Origin of the sequence: Francisella uliginis, assembly GCF_001895265.1 — a bacterium.
In the GTDB taxonomy this organism is placed as follows: Bacteria; Pseudomonadota; Gammaproteobacteria; order Francisellales; family Francisellaceae; genus Francisella; species Francisella uliginis.
The window spans coordinates 1,953,434-1,970,451 of sequence record NZ_CP016796.1; the positions used below are offsets into that span (position 1 = coordinate 1,953,434).

Sequence of the window (17,018 nt, forward strand, 5' to 3'; positions counted from 1 at the left end):
ATTTTTTCAACAAAAACAAAAAACCATAATCATGGTGCTCACAACCAGACTTGAACTGGTGACCTCTCCCTTACCAAGGGAGTGCTCTACCATCTGAGCCATGCGAGCTTTTAATTCACATATTATAAAAATTTAGATTTAGGTGGAGCGGGTGATGGGAATCGAACCCACACTATCGGCTTGGAAGGCCGAAGTTCTACCATTGAACTACACCCGCATGGTGGAGGGAGCAGGATTCGAACCTGCGAAGGCTGAGCCGTCAGATTTACAGTCTGATCCCTTTGGCCGCTCGGGAATCCCTCCCCTAAAACTTTTAGATAACTATAAAGTTTATTTGAGCAAAAATCAAGTTTTTTTGTACTTAATTCTATAATTGTTTTTTATAGAAATTACTTTTACAAAAAACTAAGCATATCTTACTATGAGCATATTCAAATGTAAAGCCTAAACTGAAATTTTTATAGCACCACACATAACTTTTGTGGTCTTGTCATAGCAACATATAAAATTTGATTTCTTTCAGCAATATTTTTATTTAAAAGGATATCTTTTAATAAGACAAAAACTTTCTTATATGTTGAACCTTGAGACTTATGTACTGTTATAGCAAAACCATAATCCAAATCTTTCCTTATCCAGCAGTTTTTCTCCCTCAGGCTTCCGTCTCTATAACGTCCTATATCTTTCATCAAAACATTATCTCTGCGAAAACTATTGTAAGCACTCCACTTCCTATCACCTCTTGCTTGCGCTAGTAAAGCATCATGAATTTCTGCATAATCATGTAAATTGCTAGAATCCTGAACATCCACAATAAACATATTTTTTTCATCAAAACCTTTAAATATTCTGGATTTTTCTAATACTTTTACATCATAACCATATATTCCATTAGCATTTTTCATTTTTTTAGAAACATCTACAACTTTATAATCCACACCATTATTAATCAAAAAAGCATCTCTTTGTTTTGCTTTGACCGCGCGATATCCCGTTAAAACATCGCCTTTTTCAAGTTGCTTTGCATCTTTCCCGAAGACCAATTCTCTAATAATAAGGTTAGATTGCATTACTGTTTTATTACGCCAAGCTATTAGTTTTGCATAATTAGGATCTGTCTTCGCAAAGTTTGAGCTAAAAACACGTTTTAGCTCTTCACGAAAGCTTTCATTAGATGACTTAAAAACAACTCCCTCATCAGAGTTATTTAACAATGTTTCTCGTTCAACTAAAAAACGAGGAAGATCTTCTTCAGCATCTCTTAACTTTTGACTCAATTCTGCTAATGGATTATCTTCACCCTGTCGCATTAAAGTAGTGAGATTATACCTATTCTTTAAATCAAAAACTGGACTTGATTTATCACCAACTGGAGGAATCTGCGCTTCATCTCCTAAAAATAAAACTTTTGATGAACTTCGCAATTCTTCAGTAATAAGATCAAGCAAATCTTTATTAATCATACTAGCTTCATCAATAACTATAAAGTCATAATAACCTATCGAAGCTTTTTTTATCTGCCCAAACACAGGATCATTAGGATTGAAATTTTCAAGATTAATATCTGGTTGCAATCCTAGTAACGAGTGTATTGTGTAGCCATGAGAAACTGTTGCTTGAGATATAACAGCATTAGCCTTACGCGTTGGTGCTGAAACAACTGACTTTTTAGGATATTCATCAAGAATTTTTTTTACAACTGTTGTCTTACCTGTGCCAGCAAACCCTGAAAGTAAAAAATAACTATCCTGACTTTTTAAGAATTTCTTAATCTGATTAATTGCTTCTAATTGCTGATCATTAAGAAGTATTTTTTGACCATTTGATAGGTAGAGGCTTTTATCTGTAGAAAAAAAGTTTTTTTGCATTACTTTTCAGATTCTGTAAATCTTGTAATAACTCTAGACATAACCATACTGTTTGAAATAACAACTTCATTACCGTTTTCATCGGCAAGTTTAGTATATAAAAAACCTATAGATTTAACTGTACCTGTCACTCCTCCAAGATCAACCTTCTCATCTACCTCAAAAGGTTTACTAAAAGCAAGCATAATACCAGAAGCAACTATACTATAAGATGTTTTCAAAGACATTGAAATACCAAAAACAATACCTGTTAAAACTCCTGTTATAGGCGATATCGGAACTCCCAGCTTTGCTAACGCTATAACAACAACTAGAATCAAAAATATTGCATATATTAAATTTGCTAGAAACTGTGATACAGTATTATCATATTCTTTTAAGAACTCATAAGTTAGAGATCTAACATATTTTGAAGCAAAAAAGCCTGCTACTAGAATTATTATTGCAATAAAAACATTCATTAAAAATGATCCCCCTGTATTAATTGTTTGCATTTAGTCTCTCCTTATAAACTTTTTTTGAGTGAGTAAGTATATATATAGCTATAATACTTAAAATAACAGATATAGATGCACAAGTAACCTCTTCTAGTAATTGTTCATGCGTTATTCTAGAAATCAACGCATGAAGTATAAATAATACATTCTCAACTAAGAATAATGCCATACTAATAGCAAAAATAGAGATACAAATAGAGAACCTGTATAAAAATGCTGAAATCCCAAATAATAACAATAAAGGATAAACAACTATTTGTAAGATTGTTATAAATAATTCATGCGGAAAAACCTGACATTCAGGATCATACCTTATTGTTAAAACATAAATGAAAGCAAAAACAAAAAATGTTGCAAATAATATGGGGGCTTTTTTACTAAAAAGCTTGTTAGTAAAATCAATATAACGATGCTTTGAGAATAAAAGACCACAGACTGTTATAAATGCTGCACCAGATATAAAGCCATCATACGAGAAAGTATTTTCTAAATAAATATGATGGACTACATAACCGTAACTACCCAAGCTAAATAAAAATAGTGCAAAGAATATCCAAAAAGGAATATCCCACGATTTCTTTTTAGTGAAGATATATCCCAGAATAGCACAGCAAATAAATAAAAAAATTGAAACAAGTAGTCTCAGAAGATCATCTAGCAATATTGGAACAAAACCTAACTTACACATACCTCAAAGGCTCCTTTTAGTTTTACTAGAGATTATCTATAAAAAAATATACTTCATTATAAATAATCTTAAAACATTTATATAACTAACTTTTTCTTACAGAAATCCTACACTCATTTAGAATATAAATCGATACACTTCCATAAATAAAATATATCAGGCAGAAAAATAACCTTGTCAGCAATATCCCATAACTAGCTGAATTAATTATAGAATCAACTATAAATAAAGCACATTCAACCAAAAATAATGCCATAGCTGCCATAAACACAGCAAAACAAGCTGAAAAACGATATAAAAAAGCTATTATCCCAAACAACAAAAGTAAAGGATAAACAATTATTTGGAGTAGTATTATAAATACCAAATAAGGAGTAGTACTACAATTAAAATCAAAGTTTAAAGTCAAAACATACAAAAGTGCAAAGCCAACAAATGTTATAAATAGAAATATTGCTCGCTTACTCATAAGGTTATTTTCAAAATTGATGTGCCTGTTTTTTGAAAAAAGTAAACCACAAACAACAATAACTACAGCACAATAGATAATAACATCATAAGAAAAAATATTCTCAGCATAAAGGTGATTCTTTAGATATCCATAACTGACTAAACTAACTAAAAATGATGCAAAAAATAACCAAAATAATGCATCCCATTTTTTTTGATTAATAACGATTTGGCGGAGAACATACCAACACAAAAACAAAATAAACAGCCCTGTCAGTCTAAAAGGATCGGCAAGAGGCACTAAAACAAAGCCAAGATTACACATTTTATATACTCTCCTAAAAAACCCCTTTTGTCTTTAATACTAGATAACAAGCTGTAGCAATTACACTTCCAATCACTGGACCAGCTACCGGAACCCAAGCATAGCCCCATTGCGAAGAACCTTTACTTTGTATTGGCATAATAGCATGAAATAACCTAGGACCGAAGTCTCGAGCTGGATTTATTGCATAACCAGTAGTACCTCCTAAAGACATCCCAACTGCTATTACAACAAATGCTACAGGAATCCCACCTAGAGCTCCCATATCAACAGGATAAGCAGTAGTTAAACTAGAATCTCCAGAGTGAACCACAACCCCATGCATTGTCAATATTGCAAAGATCAATACAAATGTGCCCACAATCTCACTAATTAAATTTGATGGGATAAATTTTATAGCTGGAGCAGTACAACAAGTTGCCAACTTTAGATCGGTATCATCTGTTGCTGAGTAATGAGGATAATACATAGTCCAAACTAAAAGCTGACCAAACATTGCTCCAAGAATCTGTGAGACAATATATGGGATAACCCAAGTCCATGAAAATTTACCGGCCAAAGCTAATGCTAAAGTCACCGCAGGATTTAAGTGAGCTCCACTAATAGGTCCTGCAACCAAAACCCCTATAAAAACTGCTAACCCCCATGCAAAAGTAATAACAACCCAACCACCATTATGTGATTTTGTTTTATTTAAAACTACACCTGCAACCACCCCATTACCTAAAAGGATAAGCAGCATAGTTCCTATAAATTCTGCGATACATGCTTCTAACATACTCAGCTTCTACCTATATAACTCATTAACATCAAAATTTTTAGCAAACTCTTTAAACGCCTCTATTTGCTGATTTTGCCATGATCTATCTTTACCAAGTTCTTTTGCCATTAGTTTTGCAACTATAGGAGCTACTGCAAGACTAGCCTTAATATCTAAAAATGCTGCTCTAGTTCGACGAGCTAATACATCCTCAACAGTCTTAGCCTTTTCATATCTAGCATGATAGATAACTTCGGCTTGATAGTATGGTAGGTCTTTATGCAGTAACTCAGAGTTATCAATTTCTGTTTGAATATCTTTAATCTTATTAACATTTTTACCATAAACCCTCAAAGGATAAGTTTCTTTAGAATCTATAGCATCTACAAGTAATTCATCAGAAGTTTTTGATATCTTTTGTGCTATCTTTTTAGACTCAATATAGTCAATAACATCTTGCCCCATTCTTCTAAAGATAGTCCACTTACCTCCAACAACTGTAATCAAACCATCTTTTGATTCGACTACTTCATGTTTACGTGATATTTTTGCGGTATTTTTAGCATTTTTTGGTGAAACTAGTGGACGCTGACCACAATATACTGACTTAATATCTGCAACAGTAGCTTTTTCTTTAGCGTACTGATTGAATGTCTCAAGTATAAAATCAATCTCAGATTTTTCAGCTCTTGGCTCAATACTTGGAGCTTCTTTTTTAATATCAGTTGTGCCAACTATCAAATGATTATGCCAAGGTAAAATAAACAGTACACGACCATCATCTGTTTCTGGGATCAAAATTGCATGCTCGGTAGGGAACTTATTCCTATCAAAAACAATATGTGTTCCTTGTGCCACTGACACGTACTTATGAGAATCCTGTTGATTAGCAAGATCTATTGTCTTATCTGTAAATGTGCCTGTAGCATTAATAATATGCTTTGCTGTAAACTCTTTTTGCTCACCACTTAAAGTATCAACTGCTTTGACAGTATCTAATTTTGAATCTGTTGAGCTAAATACTTTTTCAACTCTATGGTAATTTAATGCTGCACCACCCTTTGCCTCAAAAGTTCTCATTAAAGAAACTAGAAGTCTTGTATCATCAAACTGACCATCATAATAGACTAAACTTTTTTTAAGTTTCGAGTCTTCGATATTTGGTAACTCTGCTAAAGTTTGCTTTTTGTTCAAATTATAGCTTTTACCAATCTTGTATTTACCTGATAAAAACTCATATAACTTAACACCTATAGTATATTTGATAGTTTCAAAATAACTACGTGTCGGTATAAGATAAGATTGTCTATGTGTCAAATGAGGTGCATTATGTAAAAATGAAAATCTCTCTTCTAAACCCTCTTTAACTAAAGCAAAATCAAAATTCTCTAGATACCTTAAACCACCGTGAATAAGTTTCGTGGACTTCGAAGAAGTACCTTTACCAAAATCATGTGCTTCTAAAAGCAATGTTTTATAACCTCTAGAAACTGCCTCTACAGCACAACCAAAACCAGTTGCACCACCTCCAATTATTATAATATCGTAATTATCTTGCATGTTATTATTCTACCCAAGCCTTACTTCTTTCAACTGCTTTTTTCCAACCTTTATAATCATGAGCTACTGTTTCAGGACCTATCTGTGGTTCAAAAGTTTTCTCTGTTGTTAGAATAGTTTTAAGTTCTTCTTTATCTTTCCAGAAACCAACAGCTAAACCAGCTAAGAAAACTGCGCCTAAACCAGTGATTTCATTAATTTTGGGTTTTGAAATTTCAGATTGTAAAATATTAGATTGGAACTGCATTAAGAAATTATTTTGTACTGCCCCACCATCAACTCTCAAACCTGCTAAATCAAGACCTGTATCTTCTTTCATACAATCAAGTACATCTTTTGCTTGATATGCTATCGCTTCAAGCGCTGCTCTAATTATATGCTCACGCTTAGTATCTCTAGTTATACCAACTATTGTCCCACGTGCATACATGTCCCAATATGGTGTACCAAGCCCTACAAAAGCTGGTACCAGATATACACCATTTGTGGAGTCAATCTTGGTTGCGTAGTACTCACTGTCTTCAGCTGAACGCACTAGCCCTAAGCCATCTCTTATCCATTGAATAACTGCTCCGGCAATAAATACACTTCCCTCTAAAGCATAAGTTGGCTTGCCATCCTCTGCCCATGCAATAGTAGTTAAAAGTCCTGCATCAGAAAATACTGGTTTATCGCCAACATTCATCAGCGCAAAACAGCCTGTTCCATAAGTATTTTTAGCCATACCTTTATCAAAACAACAGTGTCCAAATAAAGCTGCATGCTGATCACCCGCCACACCAGCTATAGGGATCTCAGCACCGCCTAAAGTATGATTATCTGTCACGCCAAAAACTTCACTAGAGTTTTTAACTTCTGGTAACATTGATTCAGGAATATCTAGATACTCAAGGATTTTTTTGTCCCACTCTAAAGTATTAATATTAAATAGCATTGTGCGTGAAGCATTACTATAATCTGTTGCGTGAACCTTACCTCTAGTTAGATTCCAAATAAGCCAAGTATCTATAGTACCCATTAAGAGTCTACCAGCATTAGCTTTTTCTCGAGCGCCTTCAACATTATCTAAAATCCACTTAACTTTAGTTCCAGAGAAATATGCATCAACAACAAGTCCAGTATTTTCTTTTATATACTTGACTAGTTCAGGTTCTTTTTTAATTTCATCACAAATGTCTGAAGTACGACGACATTGCCATACTATTGCATTATAAACAGGGTCACCCGTTTCCTTATCCCAAACAACAACAGTTTCACGTTGATTAGTTATACCTATAGCAGCTATTTGTTCTGGCTTAACTCGACCAAATTCTAAAGCCTCACGCATCACCCCACTTTGAGTTCCCCATATTTCCATGGCATCATGCTCAACCCAACCACTCTTAGGATATATTTGCGTAAACTCTTTTTGCGCGATCTTTTTTATATTTCCTTTTTTATCAAAAATAATAGCACGTGAACTAGTTGTGCCTTGATCTACAGCTAAAACAAACTCTTTTGACATAACTTAATATTCCTTTTAAAAATTACAACGGATTAAAATACATTTTAAGCTTTTTTCTCCTTAATAAAAAGAGACAATATAACTGATAACAGCATTAGTATAGGTAGAATTAACAAAGCATATTTAAAAGATGATAAGTGCCCAAAACCTGCTTTTTCTAAAAATGACACCATATATCCTACAAATGGCTGTAACACTGCTCCACTTAAAGGAATAAAAAGATTAACCATAGCAAGACCTGTTGCAATATATAGTGGACTAATATGTGCTCTCAATATTGTGAAATTCAGTACATGAACTGCCTGCATCCCTCCCCACAGAACACATAAAACACACATTATGACTGGATTAAGATGCATATACACAATAGCTGTAACTATAAAAAATCCAAGAGCTGAAGCGATAGTTAGTAGGATTTTTTGCTTATTTAAAATAGTTGCAATAACTCCCCAAAGTGGACTAAAAACTGCAATTCCAATAAATATCATTGATGAAGCTAATCCAGCATACTCAGTAGGATACCCATCTAAGCTTAAGAACCTATAACTCCACAAGTCAGCAAATAAAGCTGTCGTGCCATAGATAGTAAAGCAAAAAAATCCGTTAAGTAAAATCTGCTTAATTTTGAAAACAATAGGGATATCTTCTATTTTTGTATGTGTATCTGCTAGCTCATCCGTATCTTTTTGATCATGTAGCTCATTAGATGGTATAAAAAATACTACACTTAGAAAAAGTAATATTGAAACTATTAGAATAACAGACATAATTACTTGGACACTATAATGGTTTGCCAAAATAACTAACGGTAAACCTGTAATTGTACCAGCTCCATACATTAACATTTGCGTAGCACCTGTAAATAATGGAAATGTTCTCTTTGGTAACCATATTGCTATTGCTTTCAATGCACATAAAAAAGCAAAGCCGCCACCAATACCTGCCAAAACTCTATATAAAACTAGATACTCTTGAGATGTAGCTCTTGTTGCAATAAAAACACCAACAGAAAAAAGAAAAGTGCTGACTAACATAATTTTCTTAATACCAAACTTATCAATCAAAATTCCAGCAGGTAGTTGAGAAGCTACATATGCCCAATAAAATGCTGAACTAAAAATACTGATTTGCTCTGGGCTTAAGTCATATGGTGCAATGATAAAACTGTTATATAAGGAATTTCCAGAAGCTCTTACAATAAACTCAAGAGCATAAAAGAATGCACACATGAACCATATAGTAAAACCAACTTTTGTTATTTTTTGCATATACGTTAAAAAATTAGTAATTAATTTAGAAAATTATGCGTTAAAACTCTTATTATGTAAATAAGATAGTGCAGATATGAACCGCGATTTAAGTATTTTATTTTACAAGTAATTACTTAGTTTTCTCTCATCTAACTTTAAATTAATTTTGCATTTCTAAAGTCTTATATTTTGATTAATTTTTAATAACTGTAGCTATAATAAAAAAATCAATTACAAAAAGTTAATTAGACAAACTAGACACAAAAGTATAGATTTAAAATAGTAAATACTTTTTTATAAAATATGATGCAACAACTCAGACTATCACTTATACTAACTATTGGTATAAGTTTTTACTGTTATGAATTTTTTCTAAGAATATTAACCGGTGTTTATCAAGAACAAATAGTCCAGTATTTTAATATTTCAACTCATGTTGGATTCTCATTTTTAGTTTCTAGCTACAACATCACGTACCTTCTGATGCAAATTCCTGCAGGAATATTACTCGACAGATTTGGAAGCAAAAAAATTCTTATATTTGCGACAATAACTTGTGGTATTGGAAATATCATTTTCATATCAGGCGGTTATGAGTTAGCTCTTTTTGGTAGACTTCTTGTTGGTATTGGATCATCATTTGCATTTATTGGCGTTCTAAAATTAACTCTAGAAAACCTAAATCCTAAATATTTCTCTATAGTTACAAGTGTTGTTATCTCATTAGGCACATTAGCTGCTGCTTTTTCTCAAAATATTAGTGTTTTAATATCTAGTTATGACACTTCTTGGATAAATATTTTTATTTACTCTGGGCTTATAGCTTTCCCTTTAGCACTATTGTTCTTTTTAGCTCTACCTAAAGAAAGATACACAATCTCTCTAATGCCTAGATTTGATCAAATATTTGAAGTAAGTAAACAACTCATAAAGAACAAAAGCCTTTGGCAGAATGCTGTTTGGGGAGGACTACTATACGTACCAACTGTAGTTTTAACCTCTCAATATGGAGTTTTATACTTTAAGCAATCATATGGCTTTGGCGATATATTCTCAACTACGCTTATTACTTCAATATTTATAGGTTGGATTATCTTCTCTCCAATAAAAACCTTACTTTGTAATAAATTTAATAGTAAAAATATAATTAATCTCTCAATACTTGGAGTTGGTATCACTTGTATACTAATAAACTTAGGAATATTTAAAAACTCGGCGATAATAATTACATTTATCTTTGGTATGTTTTCAGCATCACAAGTTTTGGTCTGGTACTATTTCAATAAGATATGCCCTAAAGACTTTGCAGCAATAGGTGTCGCTCTAACAAATATGATTATAACCTTAGTTATTGAAATAGGTCAGCTTGTTGTTGGATCATCTATAGATATAGGTAACCTAATGAATATCCAGGCAAGTGTCAGTATAACTGCAATATTTATAATATGCCTACTTTTTGCTTTTATTGTGCTACAAAGAATGGTTAAGAATATTAATCAAACCATATAAAACTAGTAGGCTATATCTTCTAAAGAAGATACCATACATATAGTCAATCCGACTGTATTGTGTACATTTATGAGGTCATCCTGAACCTGATTCAGGATCTCTTTACTTTAACTAGGAGGTTCCGGATCAAGTCCGGAATGACAGGTTTTATTTTACATGAGTCATTCGGATTAACTATAATATCAACCCAAATATAAATTAGTAAAAATATCACAAAATTGTTCATGTCTAATTAAAGTCTCTAATAGACAAATTAGTATTTATACTTTAACTAAATTTGCTATATCCGCTAATAAAATCTTTTGACCTACATCACTACCAAAATCGACTGTAAAAAACTCTTTTGAACCCTGTGCTTGAGACTTAACAAATACTCCCTTACCAAAGACCTTATGATAGACGCGATCGCCTGGATTAAAGCTACTACCTGCAGCACTATTAGATTTAAGAAAATCAAACGCCGAAACGCCAAAATTAGATTTTTGTCGTACTTTAGCTTTTGGTTTATCTATAGTATGGCTCTTACCTTCACTTAGATGCTCGTCATCTATCTCTGCTAAAAATCGAGATTTAACCTGAAAGCTACTACGGCCGAATATATTACGCACTTGAGCATAACTAATAGTCAAAGCTTTCATAGCTCTTGTTATTGCCACATAAAATAACCTTCTTTCTTCTGCTAATTTCTCCTGCATTTTCTTAGAATGCTTACTATCGAAAGCTTCTTCTGCGTTAATAATTGAGCTTGGTGGGAAGACTCCCTCTTCAGCAGCTACCATAAATACATATTTAAACTCTAACCCTTTTGAAGCATGAATAGTCATCAGTTGAACGCTATCAACAGTCTCATCAGCTTGCATATCACCAGCTTCTAATACAGCAAATGATAAGAAATCTTGTAAAATATCTGTATTATCATCAAGTAGCTCTATCTGAGGCTCAAAATCTTTGGCTGCACTGATAAGCTCTTTTAAGTTATCTATTTTTTGGCGATCTTTTTCGGTATTTTTCTCTTCATAAGAAGCTAACAAACCACTTTTATTAATAACATACTCAAGTAACTTATCCAAACTTAGATCACTAATCTGACTAGATATCTCATTAATTAATTCTATGAATTTAAATAATAGTCCTGCTGTTCTTTTAGTCACAAGCTCTCTTTGAATTACTTCAATTGTAGCTTGCCAATATGAAATCGAGTTTATTTGAGCAAAGTTTCTAATAGTTTCTAGAGTTTTGTTACCTATGCCTCTAGTAGGAGTATTAATAATTCTTTCGAAGGCTAAATTATCATTATTTGTTACAGCAAGTCTCAGATACGCCAACGCGTCTTTAATCTCAGCTCGATCAAAGAACTTAAAACCTCCATAAATTCTATAAGGAATACTTGCATATATAAAACTCTCCTCTAGAACACGCGATAGATAGTTAGAGCGATATAGTATTGCAACATCACTATAATCGACATCTTGCGAATGTAGATTACGAACTTTCTCAATAATATATTTAGCTTCATCACGCTCATTTACTGCGCAATAAACCTCTACCTTCTCACCCTCTTCGGCTGCTGACCAGAGCTCTTTTGACATCCTGTTATCATTATTCTTAATCACTGAGTTTGCAGCTTTTAAGATATTCTTAGTTGAACGATAATTTTGTTCTAATTTTATAACCTCAACATTATTTATATCTTTGACATAATTATGAATATTATCAACAACCGCTCCACGCCAACCATATATTGACTGGTCATCATCACCAACAGCCATAGTATAGTTATTATCTGTAGCCAAAAGTTTTAGCCACATATATTGCACTTGGTTTGTATCTTGAAACTCATCGATAAGAATATATTTAAATAAACTTTGGTAATACTCTCTTAGTTGTTGATTTAATGAAAAAAGCTCATACAAATATAGAAGAAGGTCCGCAAAATCTAAAGCATTATCTAATAGCAAACGCTCTTCATATGCTTTATAAATATGACTGTAGTTTGCATCATACTGATTAGCAAGCTTGTTACTACGTATAGCCTTATCTTTCTGCTTATTTATAAAATTTTGCAATAATTTAGGAGGGTATTTTTTATCATCTAGATCTAAGCTTTTGATAACTTTTTTTATAAGTTGAGCTTGTTCATCTTGATCTAAGATTCTAAAATTTTTATCTAACCCTAATTCATGAGCATGTTTACGTAATAATCTGTGTGCAATCCCATGAAAGGTTCCTATCCACATACCAAATGTCGATATACCTAGCATACTCTCAACACGCTGTTGGATCTCTCTAGCTGCCTTATTAGTAAATGTTACTGCTAAGATATTATCTATAGCTACACCTTTATTTTGACAAAGATAAGCTATTCGAGATGTGAGAACTTTTGTTTTACCACTACCAGCACCTGCTAATATTAAAGAGTTACGATCTTCTAATAAAGTCGCCTTTTGCTGCTGAGTATTTAATCCTGATAAAAATTTATTAGACATTAGAAATTATATTTTAAAAATAACTGAATATATTTTAACAAAAAATATTAGAATAAAGATATCTAGATTAAATTTCGTGACTTTTATCTAAGAAGAAGTCTTCATTTGGATTATGTAAAGTTTCATTAACATGAGCTCGTGTACTCTCAATAACTTTATTCAACCATCCTCGAGATATCCACATGATAATAGCCACAGCTGCTACAAATAGGCCTATTACTAAAAACACATGGCCATAAACAGATATACTTTCAACTTTAGTAAAATGTTGACCTGGCTCAGGAGCTGTTAAGGCACCAACAATACCTCCTATAGGACCTGCTATCATTGTTGTAATTAACCACATACCTTGAGCAAAGCCACCCATTTTTCTTGGAAATAATTCTGCAACCATCGATAGTCCTAAAGCAGAGATAAGAAGCTCTCCAGTAGACTGTAACCAATAACTAAGAACTAGCCACCATCCAGATACAATACCATTAGAAGTAGTAAATTGAGGGAAGTATAAAACCAGGAATGCCATCGCGCAAAGAGTCATACCAAAACAGAACTTTGTCACATGTGTCCCTGGAACTTTCTTGTATAAAACAGACAATACTGGTGACATCAAAACAATAACTATTGGGTTTAATACCTGCCACTGTTCTGGCTCTAAATTCATCCCAAGAAAATGTGTATCAACATTATTTACCGCAAAGAAATTTAATGATGTCGGCATTTGCTGATATAGTACAAAGAAAATTATACCTTGAATAATTAATATTAAGGCTACAATCATTCTTTTTTGTTCATGTTTGTCTTGCTGAAACAATTGCATAAAGAAGTATATTAACGCTCCAATAGCTATTGCAGCAACAATAATTCTACATAGGTTAGTGTTCTCAAGAATGTTTCCAACTAGCAGTATTGCAACAAAAGCTCCAACGATTACAACAACCATCTTTGAGTAACTCATCTTCCTTGAGCCTGCTTCAGTCATAATATGCTTAATCTTAGGATAAAAGATAGTGTAGCTAAGCAAGCCTAAAAGCATACCAAAAGCTGAACAGAAGAATGCATGCATGTAACCATACTTAGCAGCAACAATCGGAGTAAGCAGCATCGAAATAAAAGAACCAATATTGATAGCCATATAATAAAGAGTCATGGCTCCATCTAGTGCTGGATCGCCTTTATCAAATAACTTTGAAATAAGAGAGCTTGGATTTGCTTTAAATAATCCACCGCCAATAGCTACACCAGCTAATGCGTACATAACCATTGCTTTCTCACTAATGCCTAATATCTCTGATAAATTTGCAGATATACTTAAGCAGAAATATGATATAGCTAAAAGCCCCGCTCCAATAAAGATTGTTCTTTTTGCTCCTAGATAATTATCACCTATCCAGCCTCCAATTAATGGTCCCCCATACAAAAATGCTGAAAATGATCCAAAAATCAACATTGAATCTGCATCACTAAAGCCTAGATGTTTAGCGAAATATATTGCTAAAATTGCCTGTAAACCATAGTAACCAAAACGCTCCCATAGCTCAAGAGTCCATAAAACCCAAAAAGGAGCTCGAATACTTCCTTTACTTATTCCCGACATATATTAGATTACCTCATATTTAAAATTAACAGCACAAACCGCTTCTCTAAAGGAGAAGAGATAAAAAACACTCATTTCCATCATATATTAGAGAGCTTTATAAATCTAGCGTTTAGATATTGCTTTAGTTAAAAAAATACAGTTGCTTAGGAAGCTTAAATCTTTAATAATATTACAATGAATTTTTAAATGTTAGTCTATATGCATATATGTTTTGGATTAAAAAGATAACAAATACAGCGAGTAAAACACCTATTGCAAGCCCCTCTTCTTGATATATATACCCTAACATACTGATAAATATAATTAAAAAAACCATAAGCATTATAGAGCTCAAAAAGACAAATTTATTTTTCTTAAAATAAAGAAGTACTGGAGCTGCCAAGCATCCTGTTAAAACAATACTCTGAGTTATCATGAAAATAGTTAAAATATTACTTCCAACTGTATATTTTTCACCATAAATTAATAAAAACTCTTTGCCAAAAAAGAATACGATGACTATAAGCAAAATACACAAACTACCTGTAACAATAAGGTTTTTCTCTAAAACCTTTCTAACATCAAAAAATTTCTTGTTATAGATAGCTATTGCAATAGGGGCTAGGGCAACAGACTGTATACATGCTATAAAGTTATTCGCAATCACCTGTGAAAAAGATGCCGCTGTAGCAAAAATTCCAACACTATCCTCATTAGTTAAGAAAACCTCTGCTCCAATAACTGCTAAATATGGCAATGTAAATAGTGCTAAAGTGTAAGGTAATCCAGAAAGTCCAGAATTAAGCCAATTTTTATATTTTATTTCATCCCTATTTGCAGCAAATATTTTCATTTTTTTAGCTAATATAAATAACATTACTATAAATGTTATGATCCAAGCCAGCATAAATAATATTACGGCCATATGAGAGTTTCGAAAAGCCTGCACTAAAAACATCAAACATGCTAAAAATAGCATAGAAAAGTTTATAAGTATTTTAAAAAGCACGTTTGCTAATATTGGCTTAGAAAATGAAATTAACACTCTATAAAAGAAAAATGTCAACGCCATAACAGGAATAAAAATCACAGCAACAAAAACTGGATGGTTATATTTTAATAAAAATATATTATTTGATATCCAGTAAGCAGATACCGCGACTAAGTAATAAAAAATACTTAAAATAGCAACTATAATAAATACATATACTATAAAAGCTTTTACTTCTCCCTTTTTTTGATACTTCATAGAAACAGCTATTACATTCATTACAATGACATCAGCTCCTAAAAGGGACACTATATAAGCAACTGATGCAACACTATAAGCAGCAGAAAAGTCTCCAAAATCCTCTGGACCAAGATATCTAGCTATAATTACTGTTGCTATAAAAAAAGCTACAGAAGCAATCAGTTGAATAAAAAGTAAGACTATTGCTCTTCTCATTAAACAATATATGGAATAAAAAATTAATCAAAGTTTGCAATATTTATTAGATAAAATCAACAGATAAAAAACTATACTGAATTAAGAAATATTTATATCAATTTACTTGGCGTCAAAAAGAGCTCTTGTAAAGTCTTTTGCATTAAAAACCTGAAGGTCATCAATCTTCTCGCCAACACCTATAAACCTAAGTGGCAACCTCAGTTTTCTAGCTATTGAGAAGATAATTCCTCCTTTAGCTGTACCATCAAGCTTTGTTATAGTTATACCAGTAAGATCAACTATCTCATGAAAAGCTTCCGCTTGACTAAGAGCATTACCTCCAGTAGTTGCATCAACCACAAGCATAACCTCATGAGGCGCTGATTCATCTACTTTTTTAATAACCTTGACAACTTTCTTAAGCTCTTGCATAAGGTTGTCTTTATTATGCAATCTACCAGCAGTATCAGCAATAACAACATCTACCTCTTTTGATCTAGCTGAACTAATAGCATCATAGATCACAGAAGCGCTATCAGCTCCTTCTTTCTGATATACAACTTGAGTATTATTTCTATCGCCCCATTCACGAAGTTGCTCTACAGCAGCAGCTCTAAAAGTATCTCCAGCAGCTAGCATAACTGATTTACCTTGAGATTGAAGTTTCTTAGTAAGTTTACCTATTGTTGTAGTCTTACCAACTCCATTAACACCTACGACCAATATTACATAAGGAGTTTTTTGTGAATCAACTTCTAACGGTCGTTGGCAAGGCAAGATTATTTCCGTTAGTTTTTGCTGAATTATTTCATTAAGTTTATCAGCTGTTTGTAGTTCATTCCTTGCGACTTTATCACGTAGATGCTCTACTATTTCATCAGTTGCTTCAACACCAACATCTGCTGTTAAAAGCTGCATTTCAATATCTTCAAGAAGATCTTCATCAACAACTTTTTGTCCCATTAATATAGTGCTTAGCCCGCCTCCAAATTTACTTGCTGTTTTTGAAAGCCCTGATTGTAATCTTGAAAATAGTCCTTTTTTATTATTGTCTTCTGGCTGAGTCGAAGAAACATCTTTGTTTTCGACATTTTTTTTCTTTCTAAAAAGCATCTT

Annotated in this window: 13 protein-coding genes and 3 tRNA genes; 1 reads left to right on the forward strand and 15 read right to left on the reverse strand. The window is 32.8% G+C overall.

Going from position 1 to position 17,018, the window contains the following annotated elements; all coding sequences use genetic code 11:
- Positions 1 to 32: 32 nt before the first annotated feature.
- From F7310_RS09085 to F7310_RS09135, 11 genes are all read right to left on the reverse strand, one after another.
- A tRNA-Thr gene (locus tag F7310_RS09085) sits at positions 33 to 108 on the reverse strand.
- A gap of 35 nt (positions 109 to 143) precedes the next feature.
- A tRNA-Gly gene (locus tag F7310_RS09090) sits at positions 144 to 217 on the reverse strand.
- 1 nt (position 218) lies between these two features.
- Positions 219 to 303, reverse strand: a tRNA-Tyr gene (locus F7310_RS09095).
- Positions 304 to 458: 155 nt separating this feature from the next.
- Entirely contained in the window at positions 459 to 1,868 is a 1,410-nt protein-coding gene (locus tag F7310_RS09100; RefSeq protein WP_072713271.1) for an ATP-dependent DNA helicase, read from the reverse strand.
- A complete protein-coding gene (locus F7310_RS09105) occupies positions 1,868 to 2,362 on the reverse strand; it encodes a mechanosensitive ion channel domain-containing protein (protein WP_072713272.1) in 495 nt (164 codons plus the stop codon). Before F7310_RS09105 ends, F7310_RS09100 begins: the two co-directional genes overlap by 1 nt.
- Positions 2,349 to 3,053, reverse strand: coding sequence for a hypothetical protein (locus tag F7310_RS09110; RefSeq protein ID WP_072713273.1), 705 nt, complete (start codon positions 3,051 to 3,053; stop codon positions 2,349 to 2,351). Before F7310_RS09110 ends, F7310_RS09105 begins: the two co-directional genes overlap by 14 nt.
- An 85-nt stretch (positions 3,054 to 3,138) precedes the next feature.
- Complete coding sequence (locus F7310_RS09115) at positions 3,139 to 3,828, reverse strand: hypothetical protein (protein ID WP_072713274.1); 690 nt, start codon at positions 3,826 to 3,828, stop codon at positions 3,139 to 3,141.
- 13 nt (positions 3,829 to 3,841) lie between these two features.
- Entirely contained in the window at positions 3,842 to 4,606 is a 765-nt protein-coding gene (locus tag F7310_RS09120; RefSeq protein WP_072713275.1) for an MIP/aquaporin family protein, read from the reverse strand.
- A 9-nt stretch (positions 4,607 to 4,615) separates the two neighbouring features.
- Positions 4,616 to 6,148: a glycerol-3-phosphate dehydrogenase/oxidase gene (locus tag F7310_RS09125; RefSeq protein WP_072713276.1), complete on the reverse strand. Its 1,533-nt coding sequence runs from the start codon at positions 6,146 to 6,148 to the stop codon at positions 4,616 to 4,618.
- A 4-nt stretch (positions 6,149 to 6,152) separates the two neighbouring features.
- Positions 6,153 to 7,652 (reverse strand): glycerol kinase GlpK, encoded by a 1,500-nt coding sequence (gene glpK, locus F7310_RS09130; RefSeq protein WP_072713277.1) that lies wholly within the window; start codon positions 7,650 to 7,652, stop codon positions 6,153 to 6,155.
- Between the two features lie 44 nt (positions 7,653 to 7,696).
- Entirely contained in the window at positions 7,697 to 8,920 is a 1,224-nt protein-coding gene (locus F7310_RS09135; RefSeq protein ID WP_072713278.1) for an MFS transporter, read from the reverse strand.
- Between the two features lie 288 nt (positions 8,921 to 9,208).
- On the opposite strand from F7310_RS09135, the gene F7310_RS09140 reads away from it, so the two are divergent.
- Entirely contained in the window at positions 9,209 to 10,411 is a 1,203-nt protein-coding gene (locus F7310_RS09140) for an MFS transporter (RefSeq protein ID WP_072713577.1), read from the forward strand.
- A gap of 260 nt (positions 10,412 to 10,671) precedes the next feature.
- On the opposite strand, the gene F7310_RS09145 is transcribed toward F7310_RS09140, so the two are convergent.
- From F7310_RS09145 to ftsY, 4 genes are all read right to left on the reverse strand, one after another.
- Positions 10,672 to 12,897: a UvrD-helicase domain-containing protein gene (locus F7310_RS09145; protein WP_072713279.1), complete on the reverse strand. Its 2,226-nt coding sequence runs from the start codon at positions 12,895 to 12,897 to the stop codon at positions 10,672 to 10,674.
- A 67-nt stretch (positions 12,898 to 12,964) separates the two neighbouring features.
- On the reverse strand, positions 12,965 to 14,491 hold the full coding sequence (locus F7310_RS09150; RefSeq protein ID WP_072713280.1) for an oligopeptide:H+ symporter: 1,527 nt from the start codon (positions 14,489 to 14,491) through the stop codon (positions 12,965 to 12,967).
- A 172-nt stretch (positions 14,492 to 14,663) separates the two neighbouring features.
- Complete coding sequence (locus tag F7310_RS09155; RefSeq protein ID WP_072713281.1) at positions 14,664 to 15,920, reverse strand: oligosaccharide flippase family protein; 1,257 nt, start codon at positions 15,918 to 15,920, stop codon at positions 14,664 to 14,666.
- A gap of 102 nt (positions 15,921 to 16,022) precedes the next feature.
- Positions 16,023 to 17,015, reverse strand: coding sequence for a signal recognition particle-docking protein FtsY (gene ftsY, locus F7310_RS09160; protein WP_072713282.1), 993 nt, complete (start codon positions 17,013 to 17,015; stop codon positions 16,023 to 16,025).
- Between the last annotated feature and the right edge of the window lie 3 nt (positions 17,016 to 17,018).